16 protein-coding genes are annotated in these 14,712 nt (G+C 73.4%); 6 read left to right on the top strand and 10 right to left on the bottom strand.

What is annotated here, in order from left to right:
* Nucleotides 1–3 precede the first annotated feature (3 nt).
* The 5 genes from ABZ562_RS35825 to ABZ562_RS35805 all read right to left on the bottom strand — a co-directional run bounded on the left by ABZ562_RS35825 (nt 4) and on the right by ABZ562_RS35805 (nt 3,772).
* Complete coding sequence (locus tag ABZ562_RS35825; protein WP_361488073.1) at nt 4–1,092, bottom strand: glycoside hydrolase family 6 protein; 1,089 nt, start codon at nt 1,090–1,092, stop codon at nt 4–6.
* 156 nt (nt 1,093–1,248) lie between these two features.
* Entirely contained in the window at nt 1,249–1,587 is a 339-nt protein-coding gene (locus ABZ562_RS35820; RefSeq protein WP_361488071.1) for a hypothetical protein, read from the bottom strand.
* Between the two features lie 51 nt (nt 1,588–1,638).
* The gene (locus tag ABZ562_RS35815; RefSeq protein ID WP_361488068.1) at nt 1,639–2,358 is read right to left on the bottom strand and encodes a class F sortase; all 720 of its coding nucleotides are present in this window, start codon (nt 2,356–2,358) and stop codon (nt 1,639–1,641) included.
* Nucleotides 2,351–2,893: a hypothetical protein gene (locus ABZ562_RS35810; protein WP_361488065.1), complete on the bottom strand. Its 543-nt coding sequence runs from the start codon at nt 2,891–2,893 to the stop codon at nt 2,351–2,353. Before ABZ562_RS35810 ends, ABZ562_RS35815 begins: the two co-directional genes overlap by 8 nt.
* A gap of 96 nt (nt 2,894–2,989) precedes the next feature.
* Nucleotides 2,990–3,772, bottom strand: coding sequence for an HAD-IIA family hydrolase (locus tag ABZ562_RS35805; RefSeq protein WP_055555290.1), 783 nt, complete (start codon nt 3,770–3,772; stop codon nt 2,990–2,992).
* Between the two features lie 139 nt (nt 3,773–3,911).
* Between ABZ562_RS35805 and ABZ562_RS35800 the strand changes: the two genes are divergently transcribed.
* A complete protein-coding gene (locus ABZ562_RS35800) occupies nt 3,912–4,100 on the top strand; it encodes an antitoxin (RefSeq protein WP_361488062.1) in 189 nt (62 codons plus the stop codon).
* Between the two features lie 11 nt (nt 4,101–4,111).
* On the opposite strand, the gene ABZ562_RS35795 is transcribed toward ABZ562_RS35800, so the two are convergent.
* Complete coding sequence (locus tag ABZ562_RS35795) at nt 4,112–5,479, bottom strand: hypothetical protein (RefSeq protein ID WP_361488059.1); 1,368 nt, start codon at nt 5,477–5,479, stop codon at nt 4,112–4,114.
* A 117-nt stretch (nt 5,480–5,596) separates the two neighbouring features.
* A complete protein-coding gene (locus ABZ562_RS35790; protein ID WP_361488191.1) occupies nt 5,597–6,697 on the bottom strand; it encodes an ROK family transcriptional regulator in 1,101 nt (366 codons plus the stop codon).
* 67 nt (nt 6,698–6,764) lie between these two features.
* On the opposite strand from ABZ562_RS35790, the gene ABZ562_RS35785 reads away from it, so the two are divergent.
* The 5 genes from ABZ562_RS35785 to ABZ562_RS35765 all read left to right on the top strand — a co-directional run bounded on the left by ABZ562_RS35785 (nt 6,765) and on the right by ABZ562_RS35765 (nt 12,424).
* Nucleotides 6,765–7,868 (top strand): Gfo/Idh/MocA family oxidoreductase, encoded by a 1,104-nt coding sequence (locus ABZ562_RS35785; protein WP_361488058.1) that lies wholly within the window; start codon nt 6,765–6,767, stop codon nt 7,866–7,868.
* Nucleotides 7,865–8,347: a heme-degrading domain-containing protein gene (locus tag ABZ562_RS35780; RefSeq protein WP_361488056.1), complete on the top strand. Its 483-nt coding sequence runs from the start codon at nt 7,865–7,867 to the stop codon at nt 8,345–8,347. Before ABZ562_RS35785 ends, ABZ562_RS35780 begins: the two co-directional genes overlap by 4 nt.
* Nucleotides 8,348–8,406: 59 nt before the next feature.
* Nucleotides 8,407–9,804 (top strand): DHA2 family efflux MFS transporter permease subunit, encoded by a 1,398-nt coding sequence (locus ABZ562_RS35775; protein WP_361488054.1) that lies wholly within the window; start codon nt 8,407–8,409, stop codon nt 9,802–9,804.
* Nucleotides 9,805–9,811: 7 nt separating this feature from the next.
* The gene (locus tag ABZ562_RS35770; RefSeq protein ID WP_361488053.1) at nt 9,812–10,378 is read left to right on the top strand and encodes a GNAT family N-acetyltransferase; all 567 of its coding nucleotides are present in this window, start codon (nt 9,812–9,814) and stop codon (nt 10,376–10,378) included.
* 99 nt (nt 10,379–10,477) lie between these two features.
* On the top strand, nt 10,478–12,424 hold the full coding sequence (locus tag ABZ562_RS35765; RefSeq protein WP_361488050.1) for a sulfatase-like hydrolase/transferase: 1,947 nt from the start codon (nt 10,478–10,480) through the stop codon (nt 12,422–12,424).
* A gap of 48 nt (nt 12,425–12,472) precedes the next feature.
* On the opposite strand, the gene ABZ562_RS35760 is transcribed toward ABZ562_RS35765, so the two are convergent.
* The 3 genes from ABZ562_RS35760 to ABZ562_RS35750 all read right to left on the bottom strand — a co-directional run bounded on the left by ABZ562_RS35760 (nt 12,473) and on the right by ABZ562_RS35750 (nt 14,583).
* Nucleotides 12,473–13,339: a fumarylacetoacetate hydrolase family protein gene (locus tag ABZ562_RS35760; protein WP_361488048.1), complete on the bottom strand. Its 867-nt coding sequence runs from the start codon at nt 13,337–13,339 to the stop codon at nt 12,473–12,475.
* Between the two features lie 139 nt (nt 13,340–13,478).
* Nucleotides 13,479–14,165 carry a membrane protein insertase YidC gene (gene yidC, locus ABZ562_RS35755; RefSeq protein WP_361488046.1) on the bottom strand — a complete coding sequence of 229 codons (687 nt, stop codon included), beginning with the start codon at nt 14,163–14,165 and terminating at the stop codon, nt 13,479–13,481.
* A gap of 97 nt (nt 14,166–14,262) precedes the next feature.
* Nucleotides 14,263–14,583, bottom strand: coding sequence for a DUF6412 domain-containing protein (locus tag ABZ562_RS35750; protein ID WP_361488043.1), 321 nt, complete (start codon nt 14,581–14,583; stop codon nt 14,263–14,265).
* Between the last annotated feature and the right edge of the window lie 129 nt (nt 14,584–14,712).

Here is a 14,712-nt window from a genome sequence, read left to right as displayed (position 1 = left end):
CGGCTATTCGGCGTTCCGGGCGTTCCGGGCGAGATCGAGCGCGTACCGCGGCCACCACTGGCCCGCCTTGGGGCCGCCCTTGCAGGGGCCGTCCGACTCGCCCGGACGCTTGATCCACAGATAGGCGTCGACGCTCTTGTCACCGGTGTGGACCGTCGGCGGCTCGCCCAGCGCCCGGCCCTTCGGGTTGCACCAGGCCTCCGGGTCGTCCTTGCCGGGGGCCGGGCCGTTGCCGTTGCGGCTGGTGTCGATCACGAAGGGCTTGCCGCCGACCATCGCCGACAGCCTCTTGCCGTAGGCCCTGTTCTCCACGGTGGTCTGGTAGTTGGAGATGTTGAGCGCGAAGCCGTCCGCCTTGGCGATCCCGGCGCGCTTGAGCGGCCCGGCGATCGCCCGCGGGTCCTTGATCCAGTGCGGGTTTCCGGCGTCCAGGTAGACCTTGGTACGGGGCAGGCCCTTGAGCTTGTCGACGGCACCGGTGAGCAGGTCGTACCGCTCCTCGAGGAACTTCTTCGGCGTGCAGCCGTCCGCCACGTGGGGCAGCGCGTCCGGCTCCAGGATCACCGTGGCCGGGCGGTCCCCGATGCCCCGGACGGCCTTGTCCAGCCACGCCCGGTAGGCGGCGCCGTCCGCCGCGCCGCCCTTGGAGTACTGGCCGCAGTCGCGGTGCGGGATGTTGTAGAAGACCAGTAACGCGTTACGGTCCGCGTGCCTGGCGGCCTCGGTGAAGCCGCGCGCCTGCCCCTCCGGGTCGTCCACCCCCAGCCACTCCGCGACCGGCTGCTCGGCGATCTTCTGGATCAGCTGGGCGTTGCCCTTCGCGCCCTTCTTGCGGTACGCGGCGAGCTGCCGCGCGGCGCTGCCGTCGGGGTTGACCCAGTAGGGGACGGTGGCCTTGGGGCGCTGCTTCTGACGGACCGGCGGGGCCGCGTGGTCGTTCTTCCTGGGGCCCTCGGAGGCGCCGAAGCAGCCGGTGAGCGTCGCGAGCGACAGCAGCGCTCCGGCGGCCGCCACGCCGCTGTGCCGGAGATTCCGCTTACGGTCGTGGTGACGGGCAACAGGCTGCCGACGGCCGGTGTGACTGCCGTACATCCACTCCCCCTTGGGTGCACGCTCCGGGGGGAGGGCAGTGGGCCCCCGGGTGGGACAAGCCGGTCGAATCCATCCTTGCACAGGGCCCCGGCCGCCCGGGTCCGCATCGTCAACCGGGGGCGGGTTTTCGCCCGTCCGGCGCGATGCGCACGGCGTCTACGCTTTACCGCGCCCGAAGCGGCGGCGCAGGCTCCGGAGCGGACGGCTCCGGCGGGGAGCGCGGGCCGCCGGGCGCGGCGAGCCGAGGCCGCGCCCCGCCGGACGCCACGGACGGTCCGGGGACTCGATCGGCGCTTTACGTTCCGCTTGCGCCCTGATCTCCAGGTGGGACTGATAGCCCGACACCTGCCACGCCTGGTCATGTGCCGCCACGGCCGCGCGGATCGCCGACCCCGCGACGCCCCGGCGGCGGGCCAGGACCGCCAGCCAGGCGAAGAAGCCCATGACGGCGGCCAGCACGCCGACGAAGATCAGGTACGGCAGCACTCCACCCATACGGCCACGCCTCCCGCCCGTCGCGTCCCCCGACACCGGAACGGGCGGGCATCACCCCGCGTTCCCGGCGTTCCCCGCGTTCCCCGCGTTCCCGGGCGTGGTGTGGCTCGGGGGCCGCGTCGTGCCCGTCAGATACGCGGACACCACCACGTTCGCCGAGTACGTCCGCGTCTTCCGGTCGAACCGCCCGCCGCAGGTGATCAGCCGCAGCTCCGCCCGGTCCGCGGTCCGCGCCCCGTACACCCGGCGCGCGTCGAACCGCTTGGCGGTCACCATCGCCACGTCCTCCACCGTGAACTCCGCCGTCGAACCGTCCGACCGGGCGACCCGGACCGTCTCGCCGCGCCGGAGGTCGCTCAGCCGGTGGAAGACCGCGGGCCTGGACCGGGTGTCGACATGGCCGACCAGCAGCGCCGCCCCCACCGCGCCCGGCTCGGGCCCGCCCCGGTACCAGGCGACGGAGTCCGCGCGGCTGAACGGCGGCGGCTTCACCGCCCCCTCGCGGTCCAGGCCCGCGCCGACGACCGGGGCGTGGACCCCGGCCGCCGCGATGTCGACCCGTTGCGGCCGGGCGGCCGCGAGCGGGGCGTGCGCCTCCGGCAGCGGATGGGCCGGGGGACGGCCGACCGCGGCCGCGTCCCCCGTCATCGGCGCCGGGGCGCCCGTACCGTCGGTGATGTCCCGGCCCCACATCCACAGCCCGAGCAGCAGCGCCACCCAGGCCAGGCCCATGGCCAGCCGTCCGGCCCCCGCGAAGCGCGTCTCAGACATCGCCACCCACCCGCTGCCGACGCCGCCGTACCGCGAGCCCCGCGACGACCACCGCCGTACCGCCGGACAGCACCAGGCCGTACGCCTCCGCGCCGCCGACGTCGTCCCGTGGCGCCCGGTCCTCGCTGCCGGGCGCGGGCCGTGGCGCGCCACCGCCGCCCGCCCGCACGGGCGCGACGGGCGAGGGCGGGCGCTGCACGGCGACCGACACCCTCCCGGCGCCCGGCTCCGCGCCGCCACAGTCCACGGCGACCCGGTGCGCGCCCTGGGTCGCCGTCGAACGGATCGTCGCCTCGCTGAACAGCCCGTCGCCGTCGGGCGTCAGCTCGGCGTCGCTGACGAACACCGGCGACGTGGCCGTCGCCACCGTGCCCTGGCAGCCGAAGGCCCGTACCTCCACCTCGCTGCCGGGCGCGATGGCCAGCGCGCTGACCCGGATCGTGGCGGTGCCGTCATGACGCCGATCGGCGAGCGCGGGACCTGCGGCGATGAGACAGAGAACGACCGTACAGAGCGTGAGGGTAGCGATGCGCATCGTGAACCTCCTGACATCACGAGGCTCACGCGCCCGGCCGGACCCCGCATCCGCTGCGGACCCGGCCCTGCTCCATATGGGTGCTCAGACGGGTGCTCAGACGACGCGTTCCACGAGGTCCGCGATCGAGTTCACGACGGTGGACGGGCGGTACGGGAAGCGGTCGACCTGGTCGGCCTGGGTCACCCCGGTGAGCACGAGGAACGTCTCCATGCCCGCCTCCAGACCGGCGCGTACGTCCGTGTCCATCCGGTCGCCGATCATCGCGCTGCTCTCGGAGTGCGCGCCGATCGCGTTCAGCCCGGCGCGCATCATCAGCGGGTTCGGCTTGCCGACGAAGTACGGCTCCTGGCCCGTCGCCTTGGTGATCAGCGCCGCGACCGAGCCCGTGGCGGGCAGCGCGCCCTCGGCCGAGGGGCCGGTCTCGTCGGGGTTGGTCGCGATGAACCGGGCGCCGTCGTTGATCAGGCGGATGGCCTTGGTCAGCGCCTCGAAGCTGTACGTACGGGTCTCGCCGAGCACGACGTAGTCCGGCTCGACGTCGGTCAGGACGTAGCCGATGTCGTGCAGGGCGGTGGTCAGACCCGCCTCGCCGATCACGTACGCGGTGCCGCCCGGGCGCTGCTCGTCCAGGAACTGGCCGGTGGCCAGCGCCGACGTCCAGATGTTGTCCACGGGGACGTCGAGGCCGATGCGGGACAGACGGGCGTGCAGGTCGCGCGGGGTGTAGATCGAATTGTTGGTGAGCACGAGGAACGGCCTGCCGGACTCGCGCAGCCGCTTGATGAAGGCGTCCGCCCCGGGCACCGGTATGCCCTCGTGCATCAGCACCCCGTCCATGTCGGTAAGCCATGACTCGATCGGCTTGCGCTCTGCCACTGCTTGCTCTCCGCTCGGCTTGACCGTCTGGCGACGTCAACAGCCTAACCGGGGCCCTCGCGGCCTCAGCGCGACAGACCCGCACAGCTGTCCGATCCTGAGGGGAGGTGAAACGCGAGCCGACGGTTAGGAGACCGCCATGGGCTTCATGGACAAGCTGAAGGACGCGATCGGCAAGAACCCGGACAAGAGCCGACAGGCTGCGCGCAAGGGGGCGGACACCGCCGACAAGAGGACCGGTGGCAAGCACTCGGAGCAGATCCAGCGCGGTTCGGACAAGCTCGACGACGAGCTCCGCCGCCGGGGCGAGGGGCCCCGGGGCGGTTAGCGGCCGCGTCCTCAGCGCCTGACGCGCCGGGACTTCACGACGAGGGCGGCGCCTGCGGCCACCAGTCCGACACTGACGACGCCGAGCCCGGCGAGCCGGACATCACGGCCCGTCGCGGCCAGCTCGGGCTTCCGGTGTTCGGGGCGGCGGGCGCCGTCCTCCTCGTCTTCCTCGGCGGTCTTCTCGGGGTCGGGGGTGGTGGTGCCCGTTTCGGTGCCGGGGTCCGTTCCGGGGTCTTCGGTTTCGTAGCCGGGGTCGGTGCCGGTGCCGGTTCCTGTTTCGGTGCCGGGGTCGGTTTCGGTGCCGGTGCCGGTGCCGGTGCCCAGGTCGGTGCCGGAGTCGGTGTCGGTGTCGGTGCCGGTTTCCGTACCGGTGTCGGTACCGGTGTCAGTACCGCTGTCGGTGTCGGTGTCGGCCTCGGCGCTCGTGTCGGTGCCGGGGGCGGTCTCCGTGCCCGCCTCGTCCGTGCCCGTCTCGTCCGTGCCCACCTCGCCCGTTTCGGTACCCAGATCCGTATCGACGTCCAGGTCCTCGTCCGTGCCGGAATCCGCCGGGTCCTGGGTGCCCTGATCCGTCTTGGTCTCGCTGTCGGGGCTGTCGGGGCTCGGCGGCACCGCGACCGGGCTGCGGTCCAGTCGGCGCTCCGGGCTCGGCGTGGCGCTGGGTTCGCCGGTCGGCTCGGTGCTCGGCTCGGGGTCCAGCTCCGGTACGGCGCTCGGCTGCGTATCCGGTACGGGCGCGCTGTCCGCCCCCGCCGTGCCGTCCGCGCTGGGGGCCGCCCCCGTATCGATGCGGAACGCGTAGTCGTTCGACTGCCCGACCCAGTCCCCGTCGTCCGCGCGCCGCTGTACGGCGATGGCGTTGGCCGTGACCGGGCCCAAGGGGGCGTCGGAGGTGAAGCGGGAACGTATCGTCACGTCGACCGTCTTGCCCGCCTCCACGGTGAATCCCTTGAAGTCCTTCTCGAACACCCCGATGTTCTCGTCCTCGTCGGTCGTCTGGAAGGAGACCTCCCGCCAGGTGCCGCCGTCCGCGTACGGGTCCAGGAACTCGAACTGGATCTGACGGGGCCGCAGCGCGTGGCCCTGGTCGACGAGAACCGCGACGGGGTGGATCGCCCGGCATCCGGTGTCCGTGGTGTTGCGCAGTTCCAGGTGCCACTGTTGCCATCCGGCACCTCGTGCGTAGCGGTCGGGTCCGCCGCGCAGCCGGGTCTCGATGGGGAAGTCGGAGGTGGTCTCGTCCCCGCAGACCGGGGCGGGCTGGGCCGCGGCGGCGTGCGCTTCCAGGCCGTACAGGGCCGGGGCGAGGGCGAGCGCGGCCGCGGGCACGGCGGTGCGCAAGGCGGCGCGAAAGGACAGGGCGGTGGGCAGGCGCATGGGTGACCTCTGCTGGCAGCGGCGTATCCCCGAGCACTCCGCCACATTCCGCGTCCGCACGCCGACACACCGGCGGGGCGGCCGATTGCCCCCGACCGGCCGTCAACAAACCCTCGATCAGCCCAATGCGAAGAGCGGGGCGAGCACGAGCTGCGCGGCTCCTTCGACCACGGCCCGCGTCCCGCCGCGTACGACGTCGACCGGGACGGTGGGACGGTTGGTGCGGGCGGCGTCCTCGGCGAGGACGGCGGCCACACCGCGTACGTACGACTCGGGAGCGGCCAGCACGATCCGGCCGCCGAGCAGCACCCGGTCGATGTCGAGGAGCCGTACGAGGTTGGCCGCGCCGACGCCGAGCAGCCGGGCCGCCTGTTCCCGTGCGCCGCGGGCGACGGCGGCCAGGCACAGGGCTTCGAGGCAGCCGTAGTTGCCGCAGCCGCAGCGCGGCCCGTCGAGCTGGACCACCTGGTGGCCGAACTCCCCCGCGTCCGTCCGCGCGCCCCGGTACACGCCCCCGTCGAGCACGAGCCCGGCGCCGAGGCCGGTGCCGAGGTGGAGATACGCGAACGAGCCGGCCGCCGGGGCCGCGAGGCCGAGGGCGGCGGCGTTGGTGTCCTTGTCGAGGACGACGGGCAGGCCGAGCCGCCGGGCGAGCGCGTCGCGCAGCGGGAGGCCGTCCCACTGCGGGAAGCCGGTGACCCGGTGCAGGACGCCGGAGCCGTGGTCGAGCGGCCCGGGCGCGGCGACCCCCACCCCGAGGAGCCCGGCAGCTGCGGGCCCGCCCCCGGGGGCGTCGGCGATCAGCGCCTCCACCTCCGACGCCGCCGCCGTCAGGGCCCGCTCCGCCTCGGCGCCGAAGTCGAAGCGGGCCGTACGGAGGGCCACCGGCGTGCCCGCGAGGTCGACCAGGACCGCCGTCAGCTCGTCGCGGTCCAGGTGCAGGCCGATCGCGTGGCGGGCGTCCGTAACGAGGCGGAGGACGGTGCGTGGCTTGCCGCCGGTCGAGGCGCGACGGCCCGCCTCGGCCGCCAGGCCCTCGGCCCGCAGCCGCGCCGTGATCTTGCTGACGGCCTGGGGGGTGAGGCCGGTGCGGTCGGCCAGCTCCAGCCTGCTGACGCCGTCCTCGCCCGCGTCGCGCAGGAGGCGCAGGACGAGGGCGGCGTTGTGGCTGCGCAAGGCGGACAGATTGGCTCCGCCTCCGGTCGTCGTCCCCGACATCGTGCTGTTCACACCCCCATTGTGGTCATCGCTTGCGCTTTGGCAACGCTGTTGTCAAAGTGGCGGCATGGATGAGAAGAGCAGCGATGAGAGCAGCACCCTCCGCACAGGACTGATCGGCTACGGCCTCGCGGGCTCCGTCTTCCACGCCCCCCTGATCGCCGCCACCGACGGCCTCGCCCTCGACACCGTCGTCACCTCCAGCCCCGAGCGGCAGCGGCAGGCCCGGGACGAGCACCCCGGCGTACGGATCGCCGCGTCCGCCGACGAGCTGTGGGCCCGGGCCGATGAGCTGGACCTGATCGTCATCGCCTCCCCCAACCGCACCCATGTGCCGCTCGCGCGCGCCGCGCTCGAAGCCGGGCTGCCGGTCGTCGTGGACAAGCCGCTGGCCGGGACCGCCACCGAGGCCGAGGAGCTGGCCGCGCTCGCCGAGTCCCGTGGGCTGCTGCTGAGCGCCTTCCAGAACCGCCGCTGGGACAACGACTTCCTCACCCTGCGCTCACTGCTCGCCGACGGCTCGCTCGGCGAGGTGCTGCGCTTCGAGTCGCGCTTCGAGCGGTGGCGGCCACAGCCCAAGGGCGGCTGGCGGGAGTCCGGCGACCCGGCCGAGATCGGCGGGCTGCTGTACGACCTGGGCAGCCATCTGGTCGACCAGGCGCTCACCCTCTTCGGCCCGGCCGACTCCGTCTACGCCGAGGTCGACGTACGCCGCGCCGGGGCGGAAGCGGACGACGACACCTTCATCGCCATCCGCCACGCGAACGGCGTCCGCTCACAGCTGTGGATGAGCGCCGTCACCGCCCAGCTCGGCCCGCGCTTCCGGGTGCTGGGCCGCGAGGCGGGCTATGTGAAGTACGGCCTCGACCCGCAGGAAGCGGCGCTCCGCGAGGGCCTGCGCCCCTCCGAGGCCGAGGCGTGGGGCGCCGAGCCCGAGTCCGCGTGGGGGCGGCTGGGCGCGGGCGAGTCGCCGCTGACCGGCGGCGGGCGGCCCGTCCCCACCGCCTCCGGCGACTACCCCGCGTACTACGCCGCCCTCGCGGCCGCCCTCCGCGACGGCACCCCGCCCCCGGTCACCGCGGCCGAGGCGGCTGCGGCGCTGCGGGTGCTGGAGGCGGCCCGGGTGTCGGCGGCCGAGGGCCGTACGGTCCACATCGGGGGCGCCGCGTGAGTACCCCGGCACCGGACCTGACCGACCTCATCGCCCGCCTGGAGGAGCAGGAGCGCCGGCTGCGCCTGCCGAGCCTGTCCCATGACGACGCCTGGCGCCTCGGCTGCCTGATCGCCGACATGGCGCGGGAGCGCGGCGCGGCCGTCACCATCGGCGTACGCCGCAACGGCCAGCGCCTCTTTCACCGCGCCCTGCCCGGCACCTCCGCCGACAACGATGAATGGCTGGAGCGCAAGTGCCGGGTCGTCGACCGGTACGCGGCCTCGTCGTATCTCGTCGGCACCCGCTTCCGGGCGAAGGGCACGACCTTCGAGGAGTCCTCCCGGCTCGACCCCGACCGCTACGCCGCGCACGGTGGCGCCTTCCCGCTCCATGTGACGGGCACGGGCGTCGTCGGCACGGTCGCCGTGAGCGGTCTGCCGCAGGCGGAGGACCACGCGCTGGTGGTGGCGGCCTTGGAACGGTTCCTGGCCGCCTGAAACCGGCAGCGTGATCACTTCGCCGGGTGCCGAAGCTTTTCGCGCCTACGGTGAAACGCATGGCGACGAAAACCGGCACCCCGGGCATATCCACCACCCGCGGACCAGCGCGCGTTCTGTCGTTCGCGCTGGTCGCGGTGTGTACGGGCTACTTCATGGTCATCCTGGACAGCACGATCGTGAACGTCGCCCTGCCCGCCCTGCGCAGCGATTTGCGGGCGGGCGTGAATGGCCTCCAGTGGGTGGTCGACGGCTATCTGCTGGTGCTGGCGGCCGGGCTGCTGTCGGGCGGGGCGCTCGCGGACCGCTTCGGCGCCCGGCGGGTGTTCCAGACCGGGCTCGGGGTGTTCGTCGCGGCGTCCCTCGGCTGCGGGCTGGCCCCCGATGTGCCGGTGCTGGTGCTCGCGCGGGTGGCGCAGGGGGCCGGGGCGGCCCTGTCGGTACCGGCCTCGCTGGCGCTGCTGCGGGTCGCGTACGCCGACCGGACGACGCGCGCCCGCGCGGTCGGGGTGTGGGGCGGCATCGCCGGGGTGGCCGCGGCGGGCGGGCCGCTCCTCGGCGGCGTCCTGGTCGGCACGGTCGGCTGGCGGTGGGTGTTCTTCGTCAACGTGCCCATCGGGCTGGCCGCGATGGCGCTGACCGCACGGTACGTACCGGCGCCGCGCGCGCAGACCGGCAGGGGGCTGGACCCGGCCGGGCAGCTCACCGGCGTCGCGGCGCTGACCGCGCTGGCGCTCGCCATGATCGAAGGCGGCCGCTCCGGGGTGGACGCGCTGGTGGCGGGCAGTGCGCTGGTGTTCGTCCTGGCGGTGGCCGGGTTCCTGGCCGTCGAACGGACGGTCCGCACGCCGATGCTGCCGCTCGGGCTGTTCCGTACGCCCACCTTCTCCGGCGGCACGGCGGTCGGCCTGCTCATCAATCTCGGGTTCTACGGCGAACTGTTCGTCATCAACCTCTACTTCCAGCAGACCCTGCACTACTCCGCGCTGCTCGCCGGGCTGGCGCTGCTGCCGCAGATGGGCATGGCGGTGGCCGGTTCCTGGCTGTCCGGGCGCTTCACCGCCCGGGCCGGCAGCCCGCGGCCCACGCTGCTCATCGGCCTGGTCACGGGCGGGGCGGGGCTGCTCGCGCTCACCGGGCTCACCGCCGCGGCCGCGCACGTTCCGTATCCGCTGATGGTGCTCCCGCTGGTGGCCACCGGCTTCGGGATGTCGTTCACCATGCCCGCGGCGACGACGGCCGTCACCGACGGCGTGCCCGCGGAGCAGGCCGGGCTCGCCTCCGGAGTGATCAACGCGGCCCGCCAGACCGGCGGCGTCATCGGCGTCGCCCTCCTGGGCGCCCTGGCCGGTGCCGGCACCCTGACCGGGCTGCGTACGGCGCTGGCCGTCGCGGGGTCGGCCTTCCTGGCGGGAGCCCTGATAACCCTGCGCACCGTCGACCGCGCCGTGCCATGATCCTGCGGTGCCCGCAGCGACGATACGTCCCCGAACCGGCCAGGACCTGGCGGCCTGCGTCAGCGCGCTGGCGACCGTACAGCGGGCCGACCGCTACCCGGTCGACTGGCCCGAGGACCCGGAGGGCTGGCTGACCCCGGGCGGGATGCTCGGCGCCTGGGTCGCGGCCGAAGGCCCCGCCGTACAGGACCCCGCCGTACAAGAACCCGCCGTACAAGAACCCGCCGTACAAGAATCACCCGTACTCGGCCATGTGATGCTCACCCGCGCCGACCCCGCCCTCGCGGACGCCATCGGCGCACCGGCCGAAGGACTCGCCGCGGTCGCCCGGCTGTTCGTCACCACCGCGGCACGCCGCCGCGGACTGGCCGCCGGTCTGCTCGGGCACGCGGCCCGGGCGGCGGTGGCCGACGGGCTGCGGCCCGTGCTGGAGGTCGACTCGGGCGCCACCGCGGCCATCGGGCTGTACGAGCGCTCCGGGTGGCGCTTCGTCAGGGCCATGACCGCCGACTGGCACACCGCGGACGGACGCCTCGCCGTGGTGCACGCGTACAGCGGACCCCCTGGTCATTGAACACACGCGGCCGCCGGCCCGTACGGATAACGGCGGCCCTCGACCCCCCGAGCCTGGTCCGCCGTGTCACACCGGGCCACGCACGGAAGGACCTTCGGGATGCGCCAGCTGCCGGACAAGGACGAGGCCGACAAGGCTGCCCCGGAGGAGGGCGAAACCCCCGAAGACCGCCCACCGGAGCGGACACCGGAAGCCAAGGGCCAGGACGACACCAAGGGCCAGGACGACACCAAGGATCAGGGCGCCGAGAGCCAGGCCCCCGGGGCCCGGGACGAGGCCGACGGGCGGACCGAGCTGCTGGGCGGCGCCACCCCCGGCGACGGCACCGAGGACGACGCCGGCCCCGACCAGGCCGTCGCGCCCGGCCGCGGCGGCTGGCGCGGCCGGTATCCCGTCGCCGCGCGCACCCTGTCGTGGACGGTGACCGGCCTGTCCGTGGCCCTGGTCTTCGTCGCCCTGCTGCTGCCGACGAAGCTCGAACTCCTCACGGTCGACCACTTCGCCCGCATCCCGGTGGAGCTGATCTTCGGCGCCGGTCTGCTGCTCCTCCTGCCGACCCTGGCCCGGAGAGTGGTGGCGGTGGCGGCGGGGCTGTTCCTCGGCGCGCTGGCCATCCTCGACATGCTCGACATGGGCTTCAACGAGTTCCTGGGCCGCGGGTTCAACGTCGTCCTCGACTGGATCCTGTTCGACGACGCCCAGTCGTACCTGGAGGACTCGGTCGGCCATACGGCCGCGATGGCCGCGGTGGTCGGGATCGTGGTGCTCGCCCTCGCCATGGTCGCCCTCATGGCGCTGGCGGTCCTCCGGATCGGCGACGTCATGGCCCGCAACAGCGTCGTGGCGACCCGCGCCACCCTGGTGGCGGGGACCGTCTGGGTCGTCTGCGCGTCGGCCGGCGCGCAGGTCGCGGGGCTGCCGGTGGCGTCCAGGAGCACCTCCGCGCTCGTCCAGGACCGGGCGGAGCGGGTGGAGAAGACCATCAAGGACGAGCAGGAGTTCAAGAAGGTGGCCGCCTTCGACACGTACGGGAACACCCCGGGCGATCAGCTGCTGACCGGGCTGCGCGGCAAGGACATGATCTTCACCTTCATCGAGAGCTACGGCCGCAGCGCGATCGAGGACCCGGCGATCGCGCCCGGTGTCGACGCGACGCTCCAGAAGGCGACCAAGCGGCTGGACAAGGCCGGATTCGCCGCCAAGAGCGGCTGGCTCACCTCGGCGACGTACGGCGGCAACAGCTGGCTGGGCCACTCCACCTTCCTGACCGGCCTGTGGATCGACAACCAGAACCGCTACCGCACCGTCACCGCGGGCAACCACCTGTCCATCACCCACGCGTTCAAGCGCACCGGCGCCTGGCGGACGGTCGGCATCATGCCGGGGGTGCAGAAGAGCTGGCCGGAGGGCACGTTCTACGGCCTCGACCACGTCTACGACTCGCGCGAGCTGGGCTACAAGGGGCCGAAGTTCAGCTGGTCGACCATGCCCGACCAGTACGCGCTGAAGGCGTTCGAGCAGCTGGAGCACGGCAAGAAGCACGACAAGCCGCTGATGGCGCTGAACATCCTGACCTCCAGCCACCAGCCGTGGGCGCCGATCCCCAAGACCATCCCGTGGAGCGAGGTCGGGGACGGCTCGGTCTACAAGGACATCGAGAAGGCGGGCAAGCGGCCCGAGGACGTCTTCACCGACTCGACCCAGGTGAAGCAGGAGTACGGCAAGTCCGTCCAGTACTCGGTGAACACCCTCATCGACTACGTGATCAAGTACGGCAACAAGGACACCGTGCTCGTCTTCCTCGGCGACCACCAGCCCCTGGCCCGGGTCAGCGGCAACCACGCGAGCCGGGACGTGCCGGTGTCCATCGTCGCCCATGACCCGAAGGTGCTGAAGCGGATCTCGAGCTGGAACTGGGCGGACGGCCTGATGCCCCGCGCGGACACCCCGGTGTGGAAGATGAACAGCTTCCGCGACCGCTTCCTGAAGGCGTACGGCTCGACGCCGAGCGCCACGCCCCAGCAGGCGAAGCGGGCGGTCAAGTGAGCCGCGCGGCCCCCGGGCGCCGGTGGCGTCCGGGGGCCGCGCCGGGCATCACGCGTCCTTGAACTCCTGGCGCTGGCGGCCCAGCCCGTCGATCTCCAGCTCCACCACGTCCCCGGCCCGCAGATACGGCTTGGGCTCGGGGCGTCCCATGGCGACGCCCGCCGGGGTGCCGGTGTTGATGACATCGCCCGGGTAGAGGGTCATGAACCGGCTCAGATAGCGGACCACATGGGCGACGCCGAAGATCTGCTCGGCCGTCGTGCCGTTCTGCTTGATCTCGCCGTTGACCCACAGCCGCAGACCGAGGGCCTGCGGGTCGGGGACCTCGTCGGCGGTGACCAGCCAGGGGCCCAGCGGGTTGAACGTCTCGCAGTTCTTGCCCTTGTCCCACTGGCCGCCGCGCTCGATCTGGAACTCCCGCTCGGAGACGTCGTGCGCGATCGCGTAGCCCGCGACGGCGGCGAGGGCGGCCTCGTCGGAGTCGAGGTAGCGGGCGGTGCGGCCGATGACGATGGCCAGCTCCACCTCCCAGTCGGTCTTCAGGCTGCCGCGCGGCACCAGCACGGTGTCATCGGGGCCGATGACCGTGTCGGGGGCCTTCATGAAGAGGATGGGCTCCTCCGGAAGGGCGGCGCCGGTCTCGGCCGCGTGATCGTGGTAGTTCAGCCCGATGCACACGATCTTGCCGATGCGGGCCAGCGGCGGGCCGACCCGTACGCCGCCGTCCTGGATCACCGGCAGCGCGTCGGCGCCCTCGGCCGCGGCTGCCTCGCGGATCCGGGCGAGTGCCGCCTCGTCCGCGAGCAGGGTGCCGTCGATGTCCGGGACCAGGCCGGACAGGTCGCGGAGGGTGCCGTTCTGGTCGAGGAGGGCCGGGCGTTCCGCCCCGACCGGTCCGACGCGCAGCAGCTTCATCCTCACAACTCCCTGGTCTCAGGACGGTGGCCAGAGGCGACTCCATGGCCTCTGGCCGCTTGATCCTCCACGAGCCTCATCCAGCCCGCAAGAGCCCGTTCACGGACTGGACCGAAGGCTCACCTCCCGTCTCCCCCGCTCACCGTCCGCGGAGCAGCAGGGCCCGCTCCACCGCCGTCCAGGTGGTGCTGGTCGCCAGGTAGAGCGCGGCGGCCAGCGGCACCACGGCGGCGGTGACGAGCGTGCCGAACGACAGCAGCGGCAGCACCCGCGCCAGCCCGGACGCACCGGGAGCGCTGGGGACCGCCGCGGCGCGGGCCGCCTTGCGGGCGCGGACGTACGTCCAGGTCGCGACGGCCGCGAGCAGCGCGAACAGGCCCAGGTAGACCAGCCCCCGCTGCCCGTCGAGCGCCCCGCCCCAGCGGCCGTCGAGCGGGGCCCCGGCCAGCGTGTGGTCCAGCAGGTCACCGGCGCCGCTGCCGGTGGAGAACACGTGGTACATCACGAAGAAGACCGGCAGCTGCACGAGGGTCGGCAGACAGCCCGCCAGCGGGGACGCCCCCTCCTTGTCCCGCAGGTCGGCCATCGCGCCGCGCAGCCGCTCGGGGTCGTTCTTGTGCTGACGGCTCAGCTCGGCGATCTTCGGGGCCAGCGCGGCCCGGGCCTTCTCGCCGCGCGCCGCCGCCCGGGCGAGCGGATGGAGCGCGGCCCGGACGCACAGGGTGAACAGGACGATGGCGGCGGCCGTCGCCGAGGCCCCGAACAGCGGATCGAGCCGGTCGGCCAGGGTGGTCAGCAGGGTGCCGAGGGATGCGAAAACAGACATGGGAGCCCTCCACGGGTCTCGTCATGGGCCGGGTTGACCGAAGGGAAAACGGATCGGCGTGACGAGCCGCGTGGACGCGGCGGGCGGGTGCCTGCGCCTACGCGGCCGTCGGGAGACGACGGCCGGGCGCCCGGGGCCTGGGGCGGCCCGCGGCATCCGGGTCCCGCTGCGGCAGGAACGCGGTGCGGCGCTCCCGGTCCCGGATCGCGGTGCGTACGCGCCCCGGGGGCACGGGCACCCGGGCCCGGGCGGCGAGCACCGCGCAGGTCAGCAGCGCGGCCGCGACGGCGGCGGTGGCAGCGGTGGTGGCGGCGAGGGCGACGGCGCTGAGCAGCCCGGTCTGGGTGAGCAGGGCGCCGGTCAGCAGGAAGAGGAGAACGCCCAGGTGCATGCGCAGCGTCTCGACGCGATGCGTCATGCGGCTCCCCCTCTCCACTCGGTCACCACCACTCTAGGGGGTGTCGTGTGGGTCAGGCCGGATCAGCGAGCGGCGTCTGGTGCGGTAGCTCGCAACCCGCGTGAGGAGAGCGCAGCGGCGCTGCGTGCG

The sequence above is a fragment of the Streptomyces sp. NPDC019937 genome, from assembly GCF_040631655.1.
GTDB lineage: Bacteria > Actinomycetota > Actinomycetes > Streptomycetales > Streptomycetaceae > Streptomyces.
The sequence above is the reverse complement of the archived record's forward strand: the minus strand, read 5'-3'. Positions and strand labels throughout refer to the sequence as shown.

What these genes read in the sequence shown, in the direction of transcription:
- ABZ562_RS35765 (WP_361488050.1), top strand. Translation starts at nt 10,478, where the DNA reads ATGCGCCAGCTGCCGGACAAGGACGAGGCCGACAAGGCTGCCCCGGAG.
- ABZ562_RS35750 (WP_361488043.1), bottom strand. Translation starts at nt 14,583, where the DNA reads ATGACGCATCGCGTCGAGACGCTGCGCATGCACCTGGGCGTTCTCCTC.
- yidC (WP_361488046.1), bottom strand. Translation starts at nt 14,165, where the DNA reads ATGTCTGTTTTCGCATCCCTCGGCACCCTGCTGACCACCCTGGCCGAC.
- ABZ562_RS35825 (WP_361488073.1), bottom strand. Translation starts at nt 1,092, where the DNA reads ATGTACGGCAGTCACACCGGCCGTCGGCAGCCTGTTGCCCGTCACCAC.
- ABZ562_RS35810 (WP_361488065.1), bottom strand. Translation starts at nt 2,893, where the DNA reads ATGCGCATCGCTACCCTCACGCTCTGTACGGTCGTTCTCTGTCTCATC.
- ABZ562_RS35795 (WP_361488059.1), bottom strand. Translation starts at nt 5,479, where the DNA reads ATGCGCCTGCCCACCGCCCTGTCCTTTCGCGCCGCCTTGCGCACCGCC.
- ABZ562_RS35790 (WP_361488191.1), bottom strand. Translation starts at nt 6,697, where the DNA reads ATGTCGGGGACGACGACCGGAGGCGGAGCCAATCTGTCCGCCTTGCGC.
- ABZ562_RS35760 (WP_361488048.1), bottom strand. Translation starts at nt 13,339, where the DNA reads ATGAAGCTGCTGCGCGTCGGACCGGTCGGGGCGGAACGCCCGGCCCTC.
- ABZ562_RS35800 (WP_361488062.1), top strand. Translation starts at nt 3,912, where the DNA reads ATGGGCTTCATGGACAAGCTGAAGGACGCGATCGGCAAGAACCCGGAC.
- ABZ562_RS35785 (WP_361488058.1), top strand. Translation starts at nt 6,765, where the DNA reads ATGGATGAGAAGAGCAGCGATGAGAGCAGCACCCTCCGCACAGGACTG.
- ABZ562_RS35815 (WP_361488068.1), bottom strand. Translation starts at nt 2,358, where the DNA reads ATGTCTGAGACGCGCTTCGCGGGGGCCGGACGGCTGGCCATGGGCCTG.
- ABZ562_RS35775 (WP_361488054.1), top strand. Translation starts at nt 8,407, where the DNA reads ATGGCGACGAAAACCGGCACCCCGGGCATATCCACCACCCGCGGACCA.
- ABZ562_RS35820 (WP_361488071.1), bottom strand. Translation starts at nt 1,587, where the DNA reads ATGGGTGGAGTGCTGCCGTACCTGATCTTCGTCGGCGTGCTGGCCGCC.